We start from the raw sequence: 19,749 nt of genomic DNA, 5'->3' as shown, positions 1-19,749 counted from the left end.
GCGTCCGGCCATTGCGGCGTCCAGTTCTTCTGGCCCGTCAGCGCGCCCCTGACGACCTGGGCGAAGGAAAAATGCGTCATGGGCCGGGCCTCCCGAGATGTTTTGGCCTCTCTACACCCGGTTCGCCCTGGTCGAGATGTATCCCTGCGTCAGTTTGGCGGTATCGGAACGACGGGCCAGACAAGTCGGCCGCCGGGAAACCGGTCTGATCCTCGCGCGGGGTCCGCGCCCTCACCGCGCCGGACTGACGAGACGACTTGTCGCGCCTGTGTCAGCTGGTCATGCCGGGACGTCTTTCTCGCCCGCCTCGAGCGTGCCGAAGCCCGGCGGAGAGTCGAGGAACCCTGACGGCTTTGCGTCAAGAAGTGTCGCGGCGACGGCATTATCGCGTCTCACGCCGTGCTACGTGGCTCTCGCTTTCGGACATCAACGCCACAAGTCGACGGGGCGTCTGGCCAGTGGAGCGAGCGGAATTGTTCCGCGTCATCAGTGAAGAACCCGCGGCGGTGGCGCACCGTCGCGCATCGATCGATCGCAGCCCAGAGGTAGCGGGATTCCGTGAGACATGGCGCGTCGCGTGCGATCCCGTAGGAGACGGCCATGACCACACATACCGAAATGCTGGAGCTGATCCGTTCCCGGACCCCCGGATACGCCTTGCCCCGGCCGTTCTACACCGATCCGGAGATCTTCGATGTCGACATGGAGACGATCTGGTATCGCGACTGGCTCTTCGCGATCCCGGCCTGCGAGATCCCCCAGTCCGGCAACTACGTGACGATGCAGGTCGGCGCCTACGCCATCGTCATCGTGCGCGGCGCGGACGGCAGGATCCGCGCGTTCCACAACGCCTGCCGCCATCGCGGCAGCCGGGTCTGCGCCGCGCGGAAGGGATCGGCGCCGAAGCTCGTCTGCCCCTATCACCAGTGGACCTACGAACTCGACGGGCGCCTCCTCTATGCCCGGGACATGGGGCCGGACTTCAAGGCGGCCGACCACGGGCTCAAGGCTGTCGCCTGCGAGGAGGCCGGTGGTGTCGTCTACATCTGTCTCGCCGACGAGCCGGCGCCGTTCGCGCCCTTCGCCGAGCAGGCCGCCCGTTACCTCGCGCCGCACCGGCTGAACGAGGCGAAGGTCGCCTTCGAATCGACGATCGTCGAGAAGGGCAACTGGAAGCTCGTCATCGAGAACAACCGCGAATGCTACCACTGCGCTGGCTCGCACCCCGAGCTCTGCCGCACCTATCCCGATCGTCCGGGCTTCACCTCCATGGACGAGAGCGGCGCGATGGAGCCGGCGGTGACCGCGCACTGGCAGAAATGCGAGGCGGCGGGGATGCCGTCGAAATTCGTCATCGCGCCCGACCACCAGTGGCGCTTCGCCCGCATCCCGCTACTCGGGGCCGGCGAGAGCTACACGATGGACGGCAAGGCGGCGGTGCCGAACAAGCGGCTCGCGAACGCGCCCTTCGCCGATGCCGGATCGCTGCTCAGCTTCCACTACCCGAACACCTGGAACCACTTCCTCGCCGACCACTCGATCGTGTTCCGCGTGCTGCCGATCAGCGCGACCGAGACCGAGGTCACGACCAAGTGGCTCGTCCACAAGGACGCGGTCGAGGGGGTCGACTATGACGTCAACAATCTGAGCCGGGTCTGGGTCGCGACCAACGACGAGGACCGCCAGGTCGTCGAGGAGAACCAGCGCGGCATCAATTCGCCGGCGTTCGTCCCCGGGCCTTATTCGGAGATCCAGGAGGACGGCGTGATCCAGTTCGTCGACTGGTACCTCAGGACGCTCGAGCCGCGCCTGACCGGCAAGAAGTCGCTCCGGGAAGTCGCCTGAGCCTAGTACCCGAGCACCGTCCGGACGGCGCTCAAACCGCTGCGAGCGGCGCTTCCGCCGGAAGCGCCGCTCGCGTTTCGGTGGGAGTGCATCCGTAGCGTTGCCGGAACATACGGCTGAGGTGGGACGAGTCGCAGAAGCCGCATTCCACGGCGATCGCGGAGATCGACTTGTCGGTCGCCTCCAGCAGGTGGCGGGCGAAGGCGAGACGGATCTCGAGGAAGGCCGCCTGCGGCGAGGTGTCGAGCGCCGCGCGGAAGTGGCGCTCCAGCTGGCGCTTGTTGTTCCCCATCTGGCGGGCGAGCTCGGCGACCGAGAACGGCGTGTCGATCCGCTGCTGCATGAGCAGCAGCGCGCGCCGCACCAACGGGTCGTCGGTCTTGAGCTCCAGCGGAATCCCGGGCTGCGGCTTTTCGGGGCGCAGGGCGTCGTCGATGATCATGATGTGCAGGCTCTTGCTCGCCTGCGCCCGGCCGATGTGCCTCTCGACGAGAAAGGCCGCGAGATGGGCCGAACTGGCGCCGCCGGCGCAGGTCAGCCGGTCGCGGTCGACGACGAAGATCTGGTCGGAGATCGGCTCGAGCCCGTCGAACTGTTCCAGGAAATCGGCGTGGCAGAACCAGCTGACGCAGGCGCGGTAGCCCCGCATCAGCCCGGCGCGGTGCAGGATGAAGGCGCCGGTGCAGAGGCCGACGAGGGGCACGCGCGCCTCCGCCGCGCGCCTGAGGAACTGGGTATAGGCCAGGCTGATGTTGGGCGTCTCCTCGAGCAGGCCGCCCACGACGACGATGTAGTCGAACCGGGCCGGATCGCCGAGACGCTCGCCGGGCTGGACGGTGACGCCGCAGCTCGAAGGGACGGGCTCCATCGTATCGGAGAGGACCGACCAGCCGCACAGGATCGGGCGCGACCGGTCGCCCTCGTCCGCGGCGAGGCGCAGCACGTCGACGAAATTGGCGAAGGCGCAGAGCGTGAAGCGCCGGGCGAGGATGAAGCCGACCGAGAGGCGGCGCGGCCCCGCGGTTCGCGCGGCGTGGACCGACGCCCGCGGCGGCGGTTTCCGCCCGATCCCGCTGGTCGGTCTCTCCATCGCTCCGCCCCCCTTCGCGACCCGCGTCCGGAAGAATGTCGTAGCGTTAATCCTGCTTTGACGCAAACATCCTGTCCCGCGACGCGGGGCAGGCGCATAGTTCCCCCGCAAGCACCCCGCTTCCTGCCCGGGCTCCTTCGGACACGAGCGAACCGGGTGCCGGCGCCTCTCATCCGACACGAGGAAAGGTTGGTCATGAAAGTCCTGGTCCCCGTGAAGCGGGTAGTCGACTTCAACGTCAAGATCCGGGTGAAGCCCGACGGTTCGGGCGTCGATCTCGCCAACGTCAAGATGAGCATGAATCCGTTCGACGAGATCGCCGTCGAGGAGGCGATCCGGCTGAAAGAGGCCGGCAAGGCCACCGAGGTGATCGTCGTCTCGATTGGCCCGGCGCAGGCTCAGGAGACGCTGAGAACGGCGCTGGCGATGGGTGCCGACCGCGCGATCCTCGTCAAGGTCGAGGAGGCGGTCGAGCCGCTCGCCGTCGCGAAACTCCTGAAGGGTGTCGCCGAGGCGGAGGGGCCGGAGCTGGTCATCCTCGGCAAGCAGGCGATCGACGACGACGCGAACCAGACCGGGCAGATGCTCGCGGCGCTCATGGGCTGGGGTCAGGCGACCTTCGCCTCGAAGCTGGAACTCGGCGAGGGGCGGGCGAAGGTGACGCGCGAGGTCGATGGCGGGCTGCAGGCGATCGAGGTCAGCCTGCCGGCGATCGTGACCGCGGACCTGCGGCTGAACGAGCCGCGCTACGCGAGCCTGCCCAACATCATGAAGGCGAAGAAGAAGCCGCTCGCGGAGACGGCGCCGGCCGACTACGGCGTCGACGTCGCCCCGCGGCTCGAAGTGCTCGCGACCGAGGAGCCGGCTGTCCGCGCGGCCGGGGTGAAGGTGGCGAGCGTGGCCGAGCTGGTGTCGCGGCTGCGCGCCGAAGCCGGCGTGCTCTGACAGGAGATCTGACATCATGGCCATCCTTCTCTTCGCCGAACACGACAACGAGAGCCTTTCCGAGCAGACCGCCCGGGCGCTGACCGCGGCGGCCCGGATCGGCGGCGAGGTCGACATCCTGATCGCGGGGCAGGGCGCGGGCGCGGCCGCCGCCGCCGCGGCGCGGCTCGCGGGCGCGCGTCGCGTGCTGCTCGCCGAGGGAGACGCGCTCGCCGAGCGGCTCGCCGAGCCGACCGCGGCGCTGATCGTGGCGCTCGCACCCGGCTACGAGGCGATCGTCGCGCCGGCGACCGCGACCGGCAAGAACGTCCTGCCCCGGGTGGCCGCGCTCCTCGACGTGATGCAGGTCTCCGAGGTGGTCGAGGTCGTCTCCGCCGACACGTTCAAGCGGCCGATCTACGCCGGCAACGCGATCCAGACCGTACGGGCGGCCGATGCGAAGAAGGTGCTGACGGTGCGCACCGCGGGCTTCCCGGCGGCGGCCACGCGCGACATGGCCGCGCCGGTCGAGGCGGTGGAGGCGGGGACCGACGCCGGGCTTTCGGCCTTCGTCGAGAACATGCTCTCGACCAGCGAGCGCCCGGATCTCGCCGGCGCCCGGATCGTCGTCTCCGGCGGCCGCGCGCTCGGGTCGGAGGAGAAGTTCCGCGCGGTGATCCTGCCCGTCGCCGACAGGCTCGGCGCGGCGGTCGGCGCGTCGCGCGCGGCGGTCGACGCCGGCTACGCGCCGAACGACTGGCAGGTCGGCCAGACCGGCAAGATCGTCGCGCCCGACCTCTACATCGCCTGCGGCATCTCCGGTGCGATCCAGCACCTCGCCGGCATGAAGGACTCGAAGGTGATCGTCGCGATCAACAAGGACGAGGAGGCGCCGATCTTCCAGGTCGCCGACTACGGCCTCGTCGGCGACCTGTTCGAACTGCTGCCGGAACTCGGCCGCGCGCTCTGAGACGATGTGACAGGGAGGATCCGCCAATGTCGACCGCGATCGCCGCGCCGGAGGAGAACGTCCGCGTGACTGCCAGCATCATTGACGGCAAGGCCCACGCCGCCGGCCTCGGCGAGCGGATCGCCGCCTCGGTCGCGGCGCTGGCCGGGACCGCGGGCACGCCTCCGGGCCTCGCCGTCGTCCTGGTCGGCGAGGATCCGGCGAGCGCGGTCTACGTCCGCAACAAGGGCCGGACCGCGCGCGGGGTCGGGATGGCGAGCTTCGAGCACGTCCTGCCCGCGGACACGACGCAGGACGCGCTGATGAAGCTCATCGCCGAGCTGAACGCCGACGACGCCGTGGACGGCATCCTCGTGCAGCTGCCGCTGCCGGCGCATCTCGACTCGCTCGCGGTGATCGACGCGATCGACCCTGCCAAGGACGTCGACGGCCTGCATCCGCTCAACGCGGGGCGCCTCGCCTCCGGCCTGCCCGGCCTCGTCTCCTGCACGCCCCTCGGCTGCCTGATGCTGCTCAGGGCGACGCGCGGCGACCTCTCGGGCCTCGACGCGATCGTCGTCGGGCGCTCGATCCTGGTCGGCAAGCCGGTGGCGCAGCTCCTGCTCGCCGAGAACTGCACCGTCACCCTCGCGCATTCCCGCACCCGCGACCTCGCGAGGAAGGTCGCCGCCGCCGACATCGTCGTCGCCGCCGTCGGCCAGCCGGAGATGGTTAAGGGCGCCTGGATCAAGCCGGGCGCCACCGTGATCGACGTCGGCATCAACCGGGTGGAGCGCGACGGCGAGAGCGTGCTGGTCGGCGACGTGGAGTTCGGCGTAGCCTCCCGCACGGCCGGCGCGATCACGCCTGTGCCGGGCGGGGTCGGGCCGATGACGATCATGTGCCTGATCCACAACACCCTGGTCGCCGCCTACCGGCGCCGCGGACTGTCCGTGCCGCGGCTCTGGTGAGCCGGGCCGCTGAGAAGGAGAGAAGGAATGTCTGCGTTTCCCGAAAAGGCGAAGGTGGTCATCATCGGGCTCGGCGGCATCGTCGGCGCCTCGATCGCGCATCATCTGATCGAGCGTGGCTGGGATGACATCGTCGGCATCGACAAGTCGGGCATCCCGACCGACATCGGCTCGACCGCGCATGCCTCGGACTTCTGCTACGCGACGAGCCACGACGCGCTGACCTGCTGGACCACGCTCTACTCGGTCGATTTCTACGAGAAGATGGGCCATTACGCCCGGATCGGCGGCATCGAGGTGGCGCGCGTCGGCGATGACGAGCGGATGAACGAGCTCCGCCGCCGGACCGACAGCGGCAAGGCCTTCGGCACCCGCGTGCGGCTGATGGAGCCCGCCGAGATCAAGGAGAAGTTCCCGCTGATCGAGGAGGACCTCGTCCAGGGCGGGATGTGGGACCCGGACGCCGGCCTCGTCATCCCGCGCTCGCAGACCGTCGCGGGCAAGCTGGTCGACCAGGCCGAGGCGGCGGGCAAGCTCAAGGTGTTTGCCAACACGCCGGCGAAGTCGCTGATCATCGAGGACGGGCGGATCAAGGGGGTCGTGACCTCGCGCGGCACGATCATGGCGGATCACGTCATTGTCTGCGCCGGGCTCTGGGGACGGCTGATCGCCGAGATGGCGGGCGAGGACCTGCCGGTGATGCCGGTCGACCATCCGCTGACCTTCTTCGGGCCGTATGACGAATTCGCCGGCACCGGCAAGGAGATCGGCTTCCCGCTGCTGCGCGACCAGGGCAATTCGGCCTACATGCGCGACACCGGCGATCCGAAGACCGCCGAGGGCGGGCAGATCGAATGGGGCTACTATGAGGAGAACGAGCCGCGCCTCGTCCATCCGCGCGAACTGCTGGAGAAGGACCAGGCCCGGCTCTCGCCCTCGCAGCGCGACCTCGAGATGGAGCAGGTGATCGAGCCGCTCGAGCGGGCGATGGAGCTGACGCCGATCCTGGGCGAGCTCGGCTACAACGAGGGGCATTCGTTCAACGGCCTCCTGCAGACCACCACCGACGGCGGCCCCTCGATGGGCGAGAGCCAGAAGGTGCGCGGCCTCTGGTACTGCGTCGGCATCTGGGTCAAGGACGGCCCCGGCATGGGCAAGCTCATCGCCGACTGGATGACCGACGGGCGCACCGCGATCGACCATGCCCGCGTCGACTATGCCCGGTTCAACCCGTTCCAGCTCACCGAGCAGTTCATCCACGACCGCTGCGTCGAGACGGCGAAGAAGATCTACAACCCCCCGGTCCACCCGCGCGAGCCCTTCGACGGCGGCCGCGGCATCCGCCGCTCGCCGTTCTGGGAGCGCGAGAAGGAGCTCGGCGGCTATTTCATGGAACTCGGCGGCTGGGAGCGCGCGCATGGCTACGCCGCGAACGAGCACCTGCTGGAAAAGTACGGCGACAAGGTTCCCGAGCGGAAGGCCGAGTGGGACGCCCGGCACTTCTGGCGCGTGTCGAACGCTGAGCAGCTGGCGATGAGCGAGGATTGCGGGCTCATCAACCTGTCGCATTTCCACATGACCGACATCGAGGGGCCGGATCATGTCGCGATGATGGAATGGCTCTGCGCGGCGAAGATCGGCGGCGACGCCAACATCGGCAAGGGGATCTACACCCATTTCCTCGATGACGAGGGCAACGTCCGGGCGGACTTCACGCTGTTCCGGATGGCTGACCGGATCCGGATGGTAAACGGCGCCGACGCGGGCCCGCGCGACTTCCACTACATGCGCCGCGTCGCCGAGGACAAGGGCTTCGACGTGACGATCACCGACGTCGCGGAGAAATACGTGACGATCGGCATCTGGGGGCCGAACGCGCGCGAGAACCTCTCGAAGGTGGTCGAGGATCCCGACGCGCTCTCGAAGGAGAACTTCCCCTTCGCGGCGATCCGGCCCGTGCGGATCGCGGGAAGGGACGTCTCGGCCTTCCGCATCTCCTATGTCGGCGAGCAGGGCTGGGAGCTGCACATGGCCTACGAGGACGGGCTCGCGGTCTGGGACGCGCTGCGCGCCACGGGCGTGATGGCCGTCGGCGTCGAGACCTATGCCAATTCGCGCCGGCTCGAGAAGAGCCTCAGGCTGCAGAACGCCGACCTGCTGACCGAGTACAACCTCCTGGAAGCCGATCTCCAGCGGCCGAAGGTCAAGGAGGCCGATTTCCGCGGCAAGGCGAAGCATCTCGAGCACCGCGCGCGCGACCACCAGCCGGCGATGCTCTGCACGCTGGTGATGACCGACAACGTCGATTCCTCGGGCGTGGCGCGCTTCCCGGTCGGGACGCTGCCGGTGATGGACCCGGAGACCGGCGAGACGCTGGTCGACGAACTCGGTCGGCGCTCCTTCACCACCTCGATCGCCTTCGGTCCGAGCATCGGGCGCAACATCGCGCTCGCCTACCTGCCCTGGGACTACTGCCAGCAGGGCCGCGCGCTCAGCGTGCAGTATTTCGGCGAGACCTATCCGGTCGAGGTCGCGGGCATCGGCTACAAGCCGCTCTACGATCCCGAGAACGCGAAGCCGAGGAGCTGAGGCGATGAACTCCGATCCGATGCCCCGCCTGGTCGGCGCGCGCACCTGGAAGGACGACGAGCCGCTCGAATGCGTCTCGGTCGTCCCCGACGGCCCCGGCGTGGTCTCCTTCTCGTTCCGCTCCCCTTCGGGGGCGTGGTTCGACTACCAGCCCGGCCAGTTCCTGACCCTGGAGCTGCCGCTGCCGGGCGGGAAGGCCTATCGCACCTATACGATCTCCTCGAGCCCGTCGCGTCCGCTGTCGATCACGCTGACGGTCAAGGCCGCGGGTGCGAGCGTCGGCACGCGCTGGATGCTCGACCACATCACCGAGGGGACCAAGGTCAAGGCGATCGGTCCGGGAGGCATCTTCGTCCCGGATGTGCCGTTCGACCGCAAGCTCCTGCTGATCTCGGCGGGTTCGGGCGTCACGCCGATGATGTCGATCACGACCTATCGCTGGGATCTCGGCGGCGCGCCGGACATCTGCTTCGTGCAGTGCGCGCGGCGTCCGTCGGAACTGGTATTCCGGCGGCACCTCGAGCACATGGCAAGCCGCGTGCCGTCGATCCAGCTGCATTACGTCGTCCGCGAGGACGATCCGCACGGCGCCTGGAGCGGCTATCGTGGCCAGTTCAACCAGCTGATGCTCGGCCTGATGGCGCCGGACTACCTGGAGCGGGAAATCTATTGCTGCGGGCCGGAGTCGTTCATGCAGGCGGTCCGCGACATGCTGATCGGCTTCGGCTATGACATGGACCATTATCACCAGGAGACGTTCACCGCCCCGGTGCTGACGGAGGCCGACGCCCCCGTTCTCGACGACGTGGTGCCCGACCCCGAGTCAAGCTCCGAGGTCATCTTCAGCCGCGGCGGCGCGTCGGTGATCTGCGCCGAGACCGACACGATCCTCACCGCCTCGCGCGGCGCGGGGCTCAACATCCCGTCGGGCTGCAACTTCGGCATCTGCGGCACCTGCAAGGTGCGCAAGCTCGCCGGCGAGGTCCACATGGTCCACAACGGCGGCATCTCCGAGGAGGATATCGAGGCCGGCTACATCCTCGCCTGCTGCTCGCACCCCATGGGCAAGGTCGAGATCGACGCCTGAGGCCACGCGCGGGCCAGCGTCGCCGACGGTGTGCCTGCCTCCGGCCGACGGGCGCGGTGGCCGTTCAACTCCGGGCGGGGGGTGAAAAACCCCCTGCCCGCGGAGACGTATTCCGCGGCCCCGCGGTTTCGGCCGACAACGCTCCACACCCAGACAAGGACGATCAACTGACGGGCCCCCTGGAACGACCAGCGGGCATCGCAGCCATAATCACAAGCAAGGGAGGGTCCATGACCGACACGTCCAGCGATTCAGCCATCCGCCCGGCCGACGGTCCCGCGGGAACGATCGTGACCGACTACACGATCGGGCGCGACAATATCGAAGGGTCCCTCGGGCCGTTCGGCTTCGACATTCACAATCCGGTCTTCGGTATCTCCGCGGCGTCGGTCATCGCCTTCGTCGTATTCACCCTGGCCTTGCCGGACACCGCCAGCACCATCTTCACCTGGCTGTTCACGGTCGTGACCACGACCTTCGACTGGCTCTTTCTCGGCGCCGGCGACATCTTCGTGATCGTCTGCCTGTTGCTCATCGTGACACGCCTCGGCAACGTCCGTCTCGGCGGCCGCGATGCGACGCCTGACTTCTCCTACATCGGCTGGTTCTCCATGCTCTTCGCCGCGGGGATGGGCATCGGCCTGATGTTCTATGGCGTGTCCGAGCCGCTCAGCCATTTTTCATCATCCTTCGACGGCGTCGTCGCCGGAGCCGACGGCCTCCGGACCGACTGGGCCCCCCTGGGCGCGGCCGCGGGCGACCAGACGGAGGCGTTCCGTCTCGGGATGGCGGCCACGATCTTCCACTGGGGCCTGCACCCCTGGGCGATCTACGCCGTGGTGGGGCTGTCACTGGCGCTGTTCAGCTACAACAAGGGTCTGCCGCTGACCATCCGCTCCGCCTTCTATCCGATCTTCGGAGAACGGGTCTGGGGCTGGCCGGGTCACGTCATCGACATCCTGGCGGTTTTCGCGACGCTGTTCGGCCTTGCCACCTCGCTCGGCCTCGGGGCCGCGCAGGCCAATGCGGGCCTGCACCAGCTCTACGGCGTCCCGATCGGCCCGATTCCGGAAGTCATCCTCATCATCGGCATCACCGCCATCGCGCTCTTCTCCGTGGTGCGTGGCCTCGAGGCGGGGGTGAAGCTGCTCTCCGAGATCAACATGGGCCTCGCCTTCCTGCTGCTGCTCTTCGTGGTCATCGCGGGTCCGACGGTCCTGCTCCTGACGAGCAGCGCGGACTTCCTGCTGGCCTACCTCGAGTATCTGCCCGGGCTCTCGAACCCGTTCGGGCGCGAGGACGTCAGCTTCATGCAGGGCTGGACGTCGTTCTACTGGGCCTGGTGGATTTCCTGGTCGCCGTTCGTCGGCATGTTCATCGCCCGCGTCAGCCGGGGACGGACGGTCCGCGAGTTCCTGATCTGCGTGCTGCTGATCCCGTCGCTGGTCTGCGTCCTCTGGATGTCGATCTTCGGCGGAACGGCGATCACCCAGGTGGTGCGCGACGGCTACACCGCCGTTCAGGAAGCCGACCTGCCGCTGCAGCTCTTCACGATGCTCGACGTCCTGCCGCTCGCGGGGATCACCTCGGTGATCGGAATCGTGCTGGTGATCGTCTTCTTCGTGACCTCGTCGGACTCCGGCTCGCTTGTGATCGATACGATCACGGCCGGCGGCAAGGTCGACGCGCCGATGCCGCAGCGGGTGTTCTGGTGCGTCTTCGAGGGGATCGTCGCCATCGTGCTCCTGCTCTCGGCCGGCGGCCTGAAATCGCTGCAGTCGATGGTGATCTCGACCGGCCTGCCGTTCACCTTCGTGCTGCTGGTGATGTGCGTCTCGATCTGGCGAGGGCTTCTGTCCGAACCGCGCTAGGAGCGGCCGTCGAGGCGGTCAGGCAGAACGCGGTGAAGACCGCGCCGGCCAGCCCCAGTCGCGGAATATGGAGGATGTGTCCGGCCATCGCGACGTCCGCGCCCTTCACGCGTACGGCGAACGCGAGAACCGCCAGGACGAAGAGGCCTGTCAGTCGCAGCGGCGGTCGCGAAACCCGTTCCGGCGCGCATCTCCTCTTGCGCGCCATCATCGCCAGGCCGGCCAGCACGCTGATGCTGGTCGAGCCCTTCGCCTCCGACCGGATCGAGGAGAACCTGAGCCCCGAGGGACGGATCTTCCACACCGGTTCGACCTGGCTCCGCCGCGCGCATGCGATCTCGGAGGAGGGAACGCATGTGCTCGGCGCCCAGGCCGGCGAGGCGCGGCTCGCGCGGATCCGCCGCGAGGCGGGCTTCGGCCAGGTGCGCCGAGCCACGCAGACGCCGTTCAACCTGATCCTCGAGGCCCGGCGCCGACCAAGCCCCGGCGTCGGTCCTTTGCGAACCACGATGAGGAAACGGGCGCGTGCCGCGGCCCCGCTCAGGGTGTCGCGAAGACCATGGCGGTTCCAGGGCTGTGACCCAGTTCGACGTGATCGCCGGGAACCAGGGCGCAACAGCCGGGCGCGGCGCAACGCAGACGCGTTTCGACGTCGGGCAATCCGGCCTCGATGAAGCTCTCGCGCCCCAGGTTCCGGACACGCAGCACCCGCGCGACGCTGCCCCGGCCCACGCTCCGGCAGGTGTGATCGGTCCTGAGCAGCGTCAGATGTTCCGGCCTGAACACGGCCCGGATCGCGGCGCCGTCCTGGAAACCCGGCGCGGAAACCGGCCCGGCCGGGGTCTCGACGCGGCCGTCCGCGACGCGGCCCTCGAAGATGTTCAGCTCCGAAAGGAACCCCGCCACGGTCAGGTCCCTCGGCTGGCGATAGAGCTCGAGAGGTGTGCCCTCCTGACGGATGCGTCCCTCCCACATGATCGCGACACGGTCAGCCATCATCATCGCCTCGTCCGGGTCATGGGTGACGAGGACCACGGCCGCCCCCGCCTCGCGCAGAAGATCCGCCGCCAGTTCGCGCATCTCCACGCGAAGCCGCTGGTCGAGACTGGAAAAGGGCTCGTCCAGCAGCATCACGCGCGGCCGCGTCGCAAGGGCCCGGATCAGGGCGACGCGCTGCTGCTCGCCGCCCGACAGCTGATGCGGATACCTGTCGGCGTGGTGGAGCAGGCCGACCCGGCCCAGCAGATGGGCGACCTGTTCGGCGCTCCCGCGCGTCCGGGGCAGACCGAAACCCACGTTCTCCGCCACGGTCATGTGCGGGAACAGGGCCAGGTCCTGGAACACCATCCCCACCGGCCGCCGTTCCGGCGGAACCTCGTGGCGGGGATCGGCGACGCGCTGGCCGGCGACGCGGATCTCGCCGGAGTCGAGATGCTCGATGCCGGCGATCATGCGCAGCGTCGTGGACTTGCCACAGCCCGACGGACCGAGGAGACAGGTCACTTCTCCGGGCCAGACCGTCAACGAAACGCCCCGCACGGCCGGTGTGACCGAGAAGCGCCGGGCGACGTCGATGACCTCGAGCATCGGAGCGGCGTTCACGGGCCGCCCGGCCGCCCTGAGCCCCGGAAACTCGACATGCTCCACCGGTCCATCCCCTCCTGGCGTCGCGCTTGGCTTGCCGATCAATCTCTACTAATTCTGTTGGGATAAGGAAAGCATCTCTGACGACCCACGGAGGGGGAATATGCGCGGCAAGCTTCTGGGATGGATCGGGACGGCCCTGCTGGCCCAGTCCGCGGCCCTGTCGGCCATGGCCAACGAACTGAACCTTTATACCACGCGTGAGCCCAAGCTCGTGGAGCCCCTGCTGGAATCCTTCCGGAACGAGACGGGCATCGAGGTCAACACGATCTTCCTCAAGGACGGCCTGCCCGAACGGCTCGAGCAGGAAGGCGCCGCCTCGCCCGCCGACGTGCTGATGACGGTCGACATCGGCAATCTGGTGGATCTCGTCGACCGCGGCCTGACGCGGCCGGTCGAGTCCGAGGCGCTGACAGCCGCCATCCCGGAGAACCTGCGCGACAAGGATGGCAACTGGTTCGCGCTGTCGCTGCGGGCGCGCGCGCTCTACGCGGCGGAGGGTCTCGACCTGACCAGTTTCGAATACGAGGATCTGGCCGATCCGGAATGGAAAGGAAGGGTCTGCATCCGCTCGGGCCAGCATCCCTACAACGTCGCGCTGACGGCGGCCTATGTCACCCATCACGGCGTGGACGCGACGAGGCGCTGGCTCGAGGGCGTCAAGGCCAACCTCGCCCGCAAGCCCGGTGGCGGGGACCGCGACGTGGCGCGCGACATCATGGGCGGCATCTGTGACATCGGCGTCGCCAACACCTATTATGTCGGTCTGATGCGCAGCGGCGCCGGCGGCCCGGAGCAGCGGGAATGGGCCAGCGCGATCAGGCTCATCCTGCCGACCTTCGAGAATGGCGGCACGCAGGTCAACGTCTCGGGGGCGGCCGTCGCGAAGCACGCGCCGAACCGGGCCGAGGCGATCCGGCTGCTGGAATTCCTCGTCTCGGACGAAGCCCAGAAGATCTATGCCGAGGCCAATTTCGAGTATCCGGTCAAGCCGGGCATTCCGGTCAGCCCCCTGGTTGGCGAGTTCGGCGCACTCACGGTCGATCCGACCGACCTGACCGCCATCGCGCGCGAGCGCGCGACGGCCAGCAAGCTCGCCGAAGAGGTCGGTTTTGACAACTGACCGTCTGCCACGCGGCGAGGCCCCGCAGGAGCGTCGTCGACCAAGGCTCCGGGTGTTGCCCGGTTCCGGCGCGGGATGGCAACTCGCCGCGATGCTGATCGCGGCCGGGGCGCTGCTGCCGGTCGTCGTGCTGGCCGGATTCGCCGCACAGGGGAGCATCGGGCTCTGGCCGCATCTCCTTCGCAACGTGCTCGCGAACGCTCTCGGCCAGACCGCGATCCTGCTGGCCGGGGTGGGTGTCATCGTCGCCGTGATCGGCACGGTGACCGCCTGGCTGATCGCCGGGTTCGACTTTCCGGGCCGGCGGATCCTGGGATGGGCGCTGGCGCTGCCCCTCGCGGTACCGACCTATATCGTCGCCTATGCCTATCTGGACATTCTTCACCCGGTCGGACCGGTCCAGTCCCTGCTCCGTGACCTGCTGGGCTATTCCAGCCCGCGCGAATTCCGCCTGCCCGACATCCGCTCGGTGTGGGGCTGCGTCCTGCTGCTGGGTTTCGTGCTCTATCCGTATGTGTACCTGCCGGTCAGGGCATTGTTCGCGACGCAGGCGGCGAATCTGCTCGAGGCGTCGCGCACTCTGGGGGCGGGCCCGGCGCGGGTGTTCTGGCGGGTCGTCCTGCCGCTCGCCCGTCCCGCGATCGCGGTGGGAATGGCCCTCGCCCTGATGGAGGCGCTGAACGATATCGGCGCGGCCGAGTTCCTGGGGGTCCGGACCCTGACGGTTTCCGTCTACGCGACCTGGATCAACCGCGGCGACCTGCCCGGCGCCGCGCAGATCGCGATCGTCATGCTGCTGATCGTCGTCTCGCTGGTCCTGGTCGAGCGCCGGGCCCGCCGGGGCCAGCGATACGCGGGCGGCGCGCACCGCCTGCTGCCCCTGTCGCGGACGCGGCTCCGCGGCGCTTCCGCGGTCTTCGCGGCGCTGGTCTGCGCCTTGCCGGTTCTGGTCGGCTTCGCCGCGCCCGCGGCCTATCTCGCGCATCAGGCCTGGCGGCGTGTCGTCCACGCCGGCATCCCGCCCCGCATCTGGGTCGAGGCGGGCCAGACCGCCGCGCTGGCTCTCGTCGCCACGCTGGTGGCGGTCGGGCTCGGCCTTGTCATCAGCGCGGCGCCCCGGCTCCGGCCCTCGCCCGCGACGCGGGCCGCGGCGCGGATCTCGACGCTCGGCTACGCGGTGCCCGGCACGATCCTCGCCATCGGGCTTCTGCCGGTGATCACCTTCGCCGACCGCCAGATCTCCGGCGTTCTCGGCTGGTTCATGACCAATGCCCCGCAGCTTCTTCTGCTCGGCTCGGGCGCGGCGCTGATCCATGCCTACGTGACGCGCTTTCTCGCCATCGGGACCGGCGGGATCGAGGCCGGGATGACGCGCATCCCGCTGAGCTTCGACCACGCCGCCCGGAGCATGGGCCAGAGCCCCACCGGGGTCTTTCGCCGGATCCACCTGCCGCTGACGCGGGCTTCCATGGCCGCGGCGGGGCTGCTGATCTTCGTCGATTGCGTCAAGGAATTGCCCGCGACGCTGCTGTTGCGTCCGCTGAACGTCGAGACGCTCGCCACCCATCTCTATGGCGAGGCGGCGCGCGGCACCTATGAGGACGGCTCGATCGCGGCGCTTCTGATCGTCGTGATCGGAATGCTGCCCGTCGCGCTCCTGTCGCGCGGCATCCGCGCCTGAGCGCGCCGGCGGACTCCCACCGGGCGGGGCGTCCGGATCGGCGGGAGCCGGCTCAGGGCCCGGGGGCCGATTTCGCCCGGCGTGTCCGCCGCGCGAAGGCGCCGAGGAAGATCACGGTCAGGATCAGGATGATCGTCGGCGCCGGGGCGCTGTCGAGGAAGAAACTCAGATAGACACCGCTCAGCATCGCGACGAGGCAGACGAGGCAGGCGACGGCCAGCATGCGCCCGAAGCTCCGCGCGGACAGGAAGGCGATCGCTCCCGGCGCGATGAGAAGGCCCACGGCGAGGATGAGGCCGGTCGCGGTCAGGGTGGCCACGATGGTGAGCGAGAGGAGCGTTAGGAGCCCGTAGTGCAGCAGCGCGACCGGCAGGCCCGAGGCGCGCGCCTGGGCGGGGTCGAAGGCGTGGAGCATCAGGTCCTTCCATTTCAGGACCAGGGCGGCGCTGACGACGAAGGCGATCGAACCGGCGGTCCAGAGATCCTCGGCGCCGACGCCGAGCATGTTGCCGAAGAGCACGTGATCGAGGTGGATGTCCGAGGTGATCGCGGTGTAGAGCACGATCCCGAACCCGAACATGCCGGAGAAGACCACCCCCATCACCGTGTCCTGCTTCACCCGGCTGTTCGCCGAGAGATAGCCGGTGGCGAGAGCGGTCACCATGCCCGCGCCGAAGGCGCCGAGGATGAGGGGGAAGCCCAGAACATAGGCAAGGACGATGCCGGGCAGCACCGCGTGGCTGACCGCGTCGCCCATCAGCGCCCAGCCCTTGAGCACGAGGAAGCAGGACAGGAGCGCCGTCGGCACCGCGACGATCGCGCTGATCAGGAAGGCGTCGCGCATGAAGTCGAAGGTGAAGGGCAGGACCAGCGTCTCGATCATGGCGCGGCATCCCCGCGCAGCGCCTCGGCGGCCCGGGCGCGCGCGGCGAGGAGCCCGTGCTTCGGCGCCCAGACGAAGGCCGCGAGGAAGACGAGCGTCTGCAGGCAGACGATGATCCCGCCGGTCGCGCCGTCGAGGAAGTAGCTCGCATAGGCGCCGAGGAAGCTTGTCGCGACGCCGATCGCGACCGAGAGCGCGATGAGCCGCGGGAACCGGTCGCAGAGCAGATAGGCGGTCGCGCCCGGCGTCACGACCATCGCGATCACGAGGAAGGCGCCCACCGTCTGCATCGCGGCGACCACGCAGGCCGAGAGCAGGACGAAGAAGACCGCCTTGAGGGCGCCGGGCCTGAGCCCGATCGAACGCGCATGCGCCTCGTCGAAGAAGACCACCATCAGGTCCTTCCATTTCGCGAGCAGGACCGCGAGCGAGACAAGGCCGATGATCGCCAGCTGGAGCGTATCCCCGGGGGTGATCGCGAGGATGTTGCCCATCGTGATCGTCTGCACCGAGATCGCCATCGGATTGATCGAGACCATGAAGAGTCCGAGTCCGAAGAAGGAGGTGAAGATCATCCCGATCACCACGTCGACCTTCAGTCCGGAGCGGTCGGAGAGGAACAGCATCGCCGCCGCCGCGAGCCCGCCGGCGATGAAGGCGCCGAGCGCGAAGGGCAGGCCGAGCATGTAGGCCCCGGCGACCCCCGGGACGACCGAATGCGAGAGCGCGTCTCCGATCAGGGACCAGCCCTTCAGCATCAGATAGGCCGAGAGGAAGGCGCAGACCCCGCCGACAAGCGCCGAGACCCACATCGCATTCGTCATGTAGGCGTAGCCGAAGGGTTCGAGCAGCGCGCTCATCGCCCGTTCTCCGCCTCCGGCGCCTCATGCACCTGGGTTCGGTCGCCGTACTGGACGAGCGGCCGCTCGTCGTCGCTGAGGATCGAAATCCGCCTCGGGTCGTCGTCGTCGTGCAGCGTTTCGCCGCCGAGCGTGAAGTGGCGCAGCACGCCGCCGAAGGCCTGTTCGAGATTGGCGCGGGTGAAGGTGGTGGCGGTCGCGCCATGGGCGAGGACCGTGTTGCGCACGAGCACGACGCGGTCGCAGAACTCGGGCACCGAGCCGAGGTTGTGGGTCGAGACGAGCATCACGCGGCCCTCGGCGCGGAGCTCGCGCAGGAGGGCGACGATCTGTTCCTCGGTCGTGACGTCGACGCCGGTGAAGGGTTCGTCGAGCAGGATGACCCGCCCGTCCTGCGCCAGCGCGCGGGCGAGGAAGACGCGCTTCTTCTGGCCGCCGGAGAGCTCGCCGATCTGCCGCTTGCGAAAGTCACCCATACCGACGCGCGCGAGCGCGGTCTCCACCGCGGCGTGGTCGAGCGGCGCCGGCCGGCGCAGGAAGCCCATGTGACCGTAGCGTCCCATCATGACCACGTCCTCGACCAGCACCGGAAAGCTCCAGTCGACCTCCTCCGCCTGCGGGACATAGGCGACGAGGTTGCGCCGGAGCGCCTCCGGCACGCCCATGCCGAGGAGCCGGATCTCGCCCCGCGCCAGCGGCACGAAGCCCATGATCGCCTTGAAGAGGGTGGACTTGCCAGATCCGTTCACGCCGACGAGGGCCGTCACCGTGCCGCGCGGCAGCGCGAAGGAGGCGTGACGCAGCGCGGTAAGCCCGTCGCGGTAGGTGACGGTCACGTCCCGGGCGAGGATGCCGTCGCCCGGCTCCCCCTCCGAGGCGGGATCGAACGGTGTGAGGATCTCGCGCATTTCGTCGTCTCCGGTTCCCCTGGCCGATGATATTCCACGCCACGTCATCCGAGCGGGCTTCCCGCGTCAGTCCGGCCCGCCGGCGAGGCCGTCCGCAATGGTCTTCGACGTGACCGTCAGCAGGTCGAGATAGGTCGGAACCGGACCCTTCGGTTCCGACAGGCTGTCGACGTAGAGCACGCCGCCGTATTGCGCGCCGGTCTCCCGCGCCACCTGTTGCGCGGGAGCCGTGTTCACGGTGCTCTCGCAGAACACCACCGGAATGTCGTGGTCCCGCACCCCGTCGACGACGGCGCGGACCTGGCGCGGCGTGCCCATCTGGTCGGCGTTCATCGGCCAGAGATAGAGTTCCCTCATGCCGAAGTCGCGCGCGAGATAGCTGAACGCGCCTTCGCAGCTGACAAGCCAGCGGCGCTCCTCCGGGATCTCCATGATCCGCGCGCGAAGCGGTTCGATGGTCGCCCGCAGCTTCGTCTTGTAGGCGCTCGCATTCGCCTGATAGGTCGCGGCGTTCGCCGGATCCCGCGCGGAGAAGGCGGCGGCGATGTTGTCGACGTAGACGATCGCGTTGTCGAGACCCATCCAGGCGTGAGGGTTCGGCTTGCCCTCGTAGGCGCCCGCCGCGATCGGGATCGGATCGATCCCTTCGGTGAGCGTGACGGAAGGGACATCGCCGAGATTGTCGAGGAACTGCGCGAACCAGCGCTCGAGGTTCATGCCGTTCCAGAGGATGAGATCGGCGTCGCGGGTGCGCGCGATATCCTGGGGCGTCGGCTCGTAGCCGTGGATCTCCGCGCCGGGCTTGGTGATCGACACGACCTCGGCCGCGTCGCCCGCGACGTTCCGAGCCATGTCGGCCAGCACCGTGAAGGTGGTCGCCACCTTCATCCGGTCATCGGCGGCGGTGGCCGATCCGGCCAGCAGCAGCGCGAGCGTCGCCGCTCCGAAGAGATCCGCGCGGGATGTGCGCATCCGGTAAGCCCCTCCCCTGCTCTCCACCATCATGTAAATGCGAAGCAGTTGCATAAATCAACCCATCGCGTGCCTTCGGATGCCAACAGCGGCGTGATCGACTCCGGATGCCGGACGGGATCGTTTGGCCGGGCGCCGGCACTGCCATCAGAACGGGTCAAGCAAATATCATCGATTGGCATCGGGCCCGATTGACGCCTCCCCGCGGGCCGTCGAGACTGGCCGCATGGCACAGGCCCCCCTCGCCCCGGATAGATCCCCCGGAGATCCGGTCGACGCGGGCCGCTGCGCGACGGCTTCCCGGCCATGGGTGCTCGCGGCGACCATCCTCGCCTCGGCGATGGCCTTCATC

The 19,749-nt window shown here is 68.6% G+C and carries 16 protein-coding genes; 9 read left to right on the top strand and 7 right to left on the bottom strand.

The features are described 5' to 3' along the window. The first annotated feature begins 600 nt into the window (after positions 1–600). Complete coding sequence (locus FJM51_RS21520) at positions 601–1,845, top strand: aromatic ring-hydroxylating oxygenase subunit alpha (RefSeq protein WP_140456183.1); 1,245 nt, start codon at positions 601–603, stop codon at positions 1,843–1,845. 31 nt (positions 1,846–1,876) lie between these two features. Here the strand turns inward: FJM51_RS21520 and FJM51_RS21515 are convergent, their stop codons facing one another. After that, a complete protein-coding gene (locus FJM51_RS21515; RefSeq protein WP_140456182.1) occupies positions 1,877–2,935 on the bottom strand; it encodes a GlxA family transcriptional regulator in 1,059 nt (352 codons plus the stop codon). Positions 2,936–3,130: 195 nt separating this feature from the next. On the opposite strand from FJM51_RS21515, the gene FJM51_RS21510 reads away from it, so the two are divergent. The 6 genes from FJM51_RS21510 to FJM51_RS21485 all read left to right on the top strand — a co-directional run bounded on the left by FJM51_RS21510 (position 3,131) and on the right by FJM51_RS21485 (position 11,326). Continuing rightward, positions 3,131–3,880, top strand: coding sequence for an electron transfer flavoprotein subunit beta/FixA family protein (locus FJM51_RS21510; protein ID WP_140456181.1), 750 nt, complete (start codon positions 3,131–3,133; stop codon positions 3,878–3,880). A 16-nt stretch (positions 3,881–3,896) separates the two neighbouring features. Continuing rightward, positions 3,897–4,829 carry an electron transfer flavoprotein subunit alpha/FixB family protein gene (locus FJM51_RS21505; protein WP_140456180.1) on the top strand — a complete coding sequence of 311 codons (933 nt, stop codon included), beginning with the start codon at positions 3,897–3,899 and terminating at the stop codon, positions 4,827–4,829. A 65-nt stretch (positions 4,830–4,894) separates the two neighbouring features. Continuing rightward, on the top strand, positions 4,895–5,779 hold the full coding sequence (folD, locus tag FJM51_RS21500) for a bifunctional methylenetetrahydrofolate dehydrogenase/methenyltetrahydrofolate cyclohydrolase FolD (protein ID WP_140456186.1): 885 nt from the start codon (positions 4,895–4,897) through the stop codon (positions 5,777–5,779). Positions 5,780–5,806: 27 nt separating this feature from the next. Then, positions 5,807–8,368, top strand: a complete 2,562-nt coding sequence (locus FJM51_RS21495) for a GcvT family protein (RefSeq protein ID WP_140456179.1) — start codon at positions 5,807–5,809, stop codon at positions 8,366–8,368. A gap of 4 nt (positions 8,369–8,372) precedes the next feature. Then, positions 8,373–9,455, top strand: a complete 1,083-nt coding sequence (locus FJM51_RS21490; RefSeq protein ID WP_306419457.1) for an FAD-binding oxidoreductase — start codon at positions 8,373–8,375, stop codon at positions 9,453–9,455. Positions 9,456–9,685: 230 nt separating this feature from the next. Beyond that, positions 9,686–11,326, top strand: coding sequence for a BCCT family transporter (locus tag FJM51_RS21485; RefSeq protein ID WP_140456178.1), 1,641 nt, complete (start codon positions 9,686–9,688; stop codon positions 11,324–11,326). Here FJM51_RS21485 and FJM51_RS23975 read toward each other — a convergent pair. Together FJM51_RS23975 and FJM51_RS21480 are read right to left on the bottom strand one after the other, a co-directional pair. Next, a complete protein-coding gene (locus tag FJM51_RS23975) occupies positions 11,262–11,777 on the bottom strand; it encodes a hypothetical protein (RefSeq protein WP_181164700.1) in 516 nt (171 codons plus the stop codon). The two genes, FJM51_RS21485 and FJM51_RS23975, sit on opposite strands and share 65 nt — an antisense overlap. Before the next feature lie 89 nt (positions 11,778–11,866). Beyond that, complete coding sequence (locus tag FJM51_RS21480) at positions 11,867–12,973, bottom strand: ABC transporter ATP-binding protein (protein ID WP_140456177.1); 1,107 nt, start codon at positions 12,971–12,973, stop codon at positions 11,867–11,869. A 100-nt stretch (positions 12,974–13,073) separates the two neighbouring features. Between FJM51_RS21480 and FJM51_RS21475 the strand changes: the two genes are divergently transcribed. Both FJM51_RS21475 and FJM51_RS21470 read left to right on the top strand, forming a co-directional pair. Next, positions 13,074–14,093 (top strand): Fe(3+) ABC transporter substrate-binding protein, encoded by a 1,020-nt coding sequence (locus FJM51_RS21475; RefSeq protein WP_140456176.1) that lies wholly within the window; start codon positions 13,074–13,076, stop codon positions 14,091–14,093. A 52-nt stretch (positions 14,094–14,145) separates the two neighbouring features. After that, a complete protein-coding gene (locus FJM51_RS21470; RefSeq protein ID WP_233713214.1) occupies positions 14,146–15,774 on the top strand; it encodes an ABC transporter permease in 1,629 nt (542 codons plus the stop codon). 52 nt (positions 15,775–15,826) lie between these two features. On the opposite strand, the gene FJM51_RS21465 is transcribed toward FJM51_RS21470, so the two are convergent. The 4 genes from FJM51_RS21465 to FJM51_RS21450 all read right to left on the bottom strand — a co-directional run bounded on the left by FJM51_RS21465 (position 15,827) and on the right by FJM51_RS21450 (position 19,397). Then, entirely contained in the window at positions 15,827–16,657 is an 831-nt protein-coding gene (locus tag FJM51_RS21465) for a metal ABC transporter permease (RefSeq protein ID WP_140456175.1), read from the bottom strand. After that, positions 16,654–17,517 carry a metal ABC transporter permease gene (locus FJM51_RS21460; protein WP_140456174.1) on the bottom strand — a complete coding sequence of 288 codons (864 nt, stop codon included), beginning with the start codon at positions 17,515–17,517 and terminating at the stop codon, positions 16,654–16,656. The genes FJM51_RS21465 and FJM51_RS21460 overlap by 4 nt, the downstream gene beginning before the upstream one ends. After that, a complete protein-coding gene (locus tag FJM51_RS21455) occupies positions 17,514–18,425 on the bottom strand; it encodes a manganese/iron ABC transporter ATP-binding protein (RefSeq protein ID WP_140456173.1) in 912 nt (303 codons plus the stop codon). Before FJM51_RS21455 ends, FJM51_RS21460 begins: the two co-directional genes overlap by 4 nt. A gap of 66 nt (positions 18,426–18,491) precedes the next feature. Continuing rightward, positions 18,492–19,397, bottom strand: coding sequence for a metal ABC transporter substrate-binding protein (locus tag FJM51_RS21450; protein WP_140456172.1), 906 nt, complete (start codon positions 19,395–19,397; stop codon positions 18,492–18,494). Between the last annotated feature and the right edge of the window lie 352 nt (positions 19,398–19,749).

Source organism: Amaricoccus solimangrovi (genome assembly GCF_006385685.1).
GTDB classification, from domain to species: Bacteria; Pseudomonadota; Alphaproteobacteria; order Rhodobacterales; family Rhodobacteraceae; genus Amaricoccus; species Amaricoccus solimangrovi.
The sequence above is the reverse complement of the archived record's forward strand: the minus strand, read 5'-3'. Positions and strand labels throughout refer to the sequence as shown.

Bases quoted from the DNA above. Each gene is read 5' to 3' on its own strand.
- FJM51_RS21475 (WP_140456176.1), top strand. From the start codon at position 13,074: ATGCGCGGCAAGCTTCTGGGATGGATCGGGACGGCCCTGCTGGCCCAG.
- FJM51_RS21490 (WP_306419457.1), top strand. From the start codon at position 8,373: ATGAACTCCGATCCGATGCCCCGCCTGGTCGGCGCGCGCACCTGGAAG.
- FJM51_RS21450 (WP_140456172.1), bottom strand. From the start codon at position 19,397: ATGCGCACATCCCGCGCGGATCTCTTCGGAGCGGCGACGCTCGCGCTG.
- FJM51_RS21460 (WP_140456174.1), bottom strand. From the start codon at position 17,517: ATGAGCGCGCTGCTCGAACCCTTCGGCTACGCCTACATGACGAATGCG.
- FJM51_RS21455 (WP_140456173.1), bottom strand. From the start codon at position 18,425: ATGCGCGAGATCCTCACACCGTTCGATCCCGCCTCGGAGGGGGAGCCG.
- FJM51_RS21495 (WP_140456179.1), top strand. From the start codon at position 5,807: ATGTCTGCGTTTCCCGAAAAGGCGAAGGTGGTCATCATCGGGCTCGGC.
- FJM51_RS21465 (WP_140456175.1), bottom strand. From the start codon at position 16,657: ATGATCGAGACGCTGGTCCTGCCCTTCACCTTCGACTTCATGCGCGAC.
- FJM51_RS21485 (WP_140456178.1), top strand. From the start codon at position 9,686: ATGACCGACACGTCCAGCGATTCAGCCATCCGCCCGGCCGACGGTCCC.
- FJM51_RS21510 (WP_140456181.1), top strand. From the start codon at position 3,131: ATGAAAGTCCTGGTCCCCGTGAAGCGGGTAGTCGACTTCAACGTCAAG.
- FJM51_RS21520 (WP_140456183.1), top strand. From the start codon at position 601: ATGACCACACATACCGAAATGCTGGAGCTGATCCGTTCCCGGACCCCC.
- FJM51_RS21505 (WP_140456180.1), top strand. From the start codon at position 3,897: ATGGCCATCCTTCTCTTCGCCGAACACGACAACGAGAGCCTTTCCGAG.
- FJM51_RS21515 (WP_140456182.1), bottom strand. From the start codon at position 2,935: ATGGAGAGACCGACCAGCGGGATCGGGCGGAAACCGCCGCCGCGGGCG.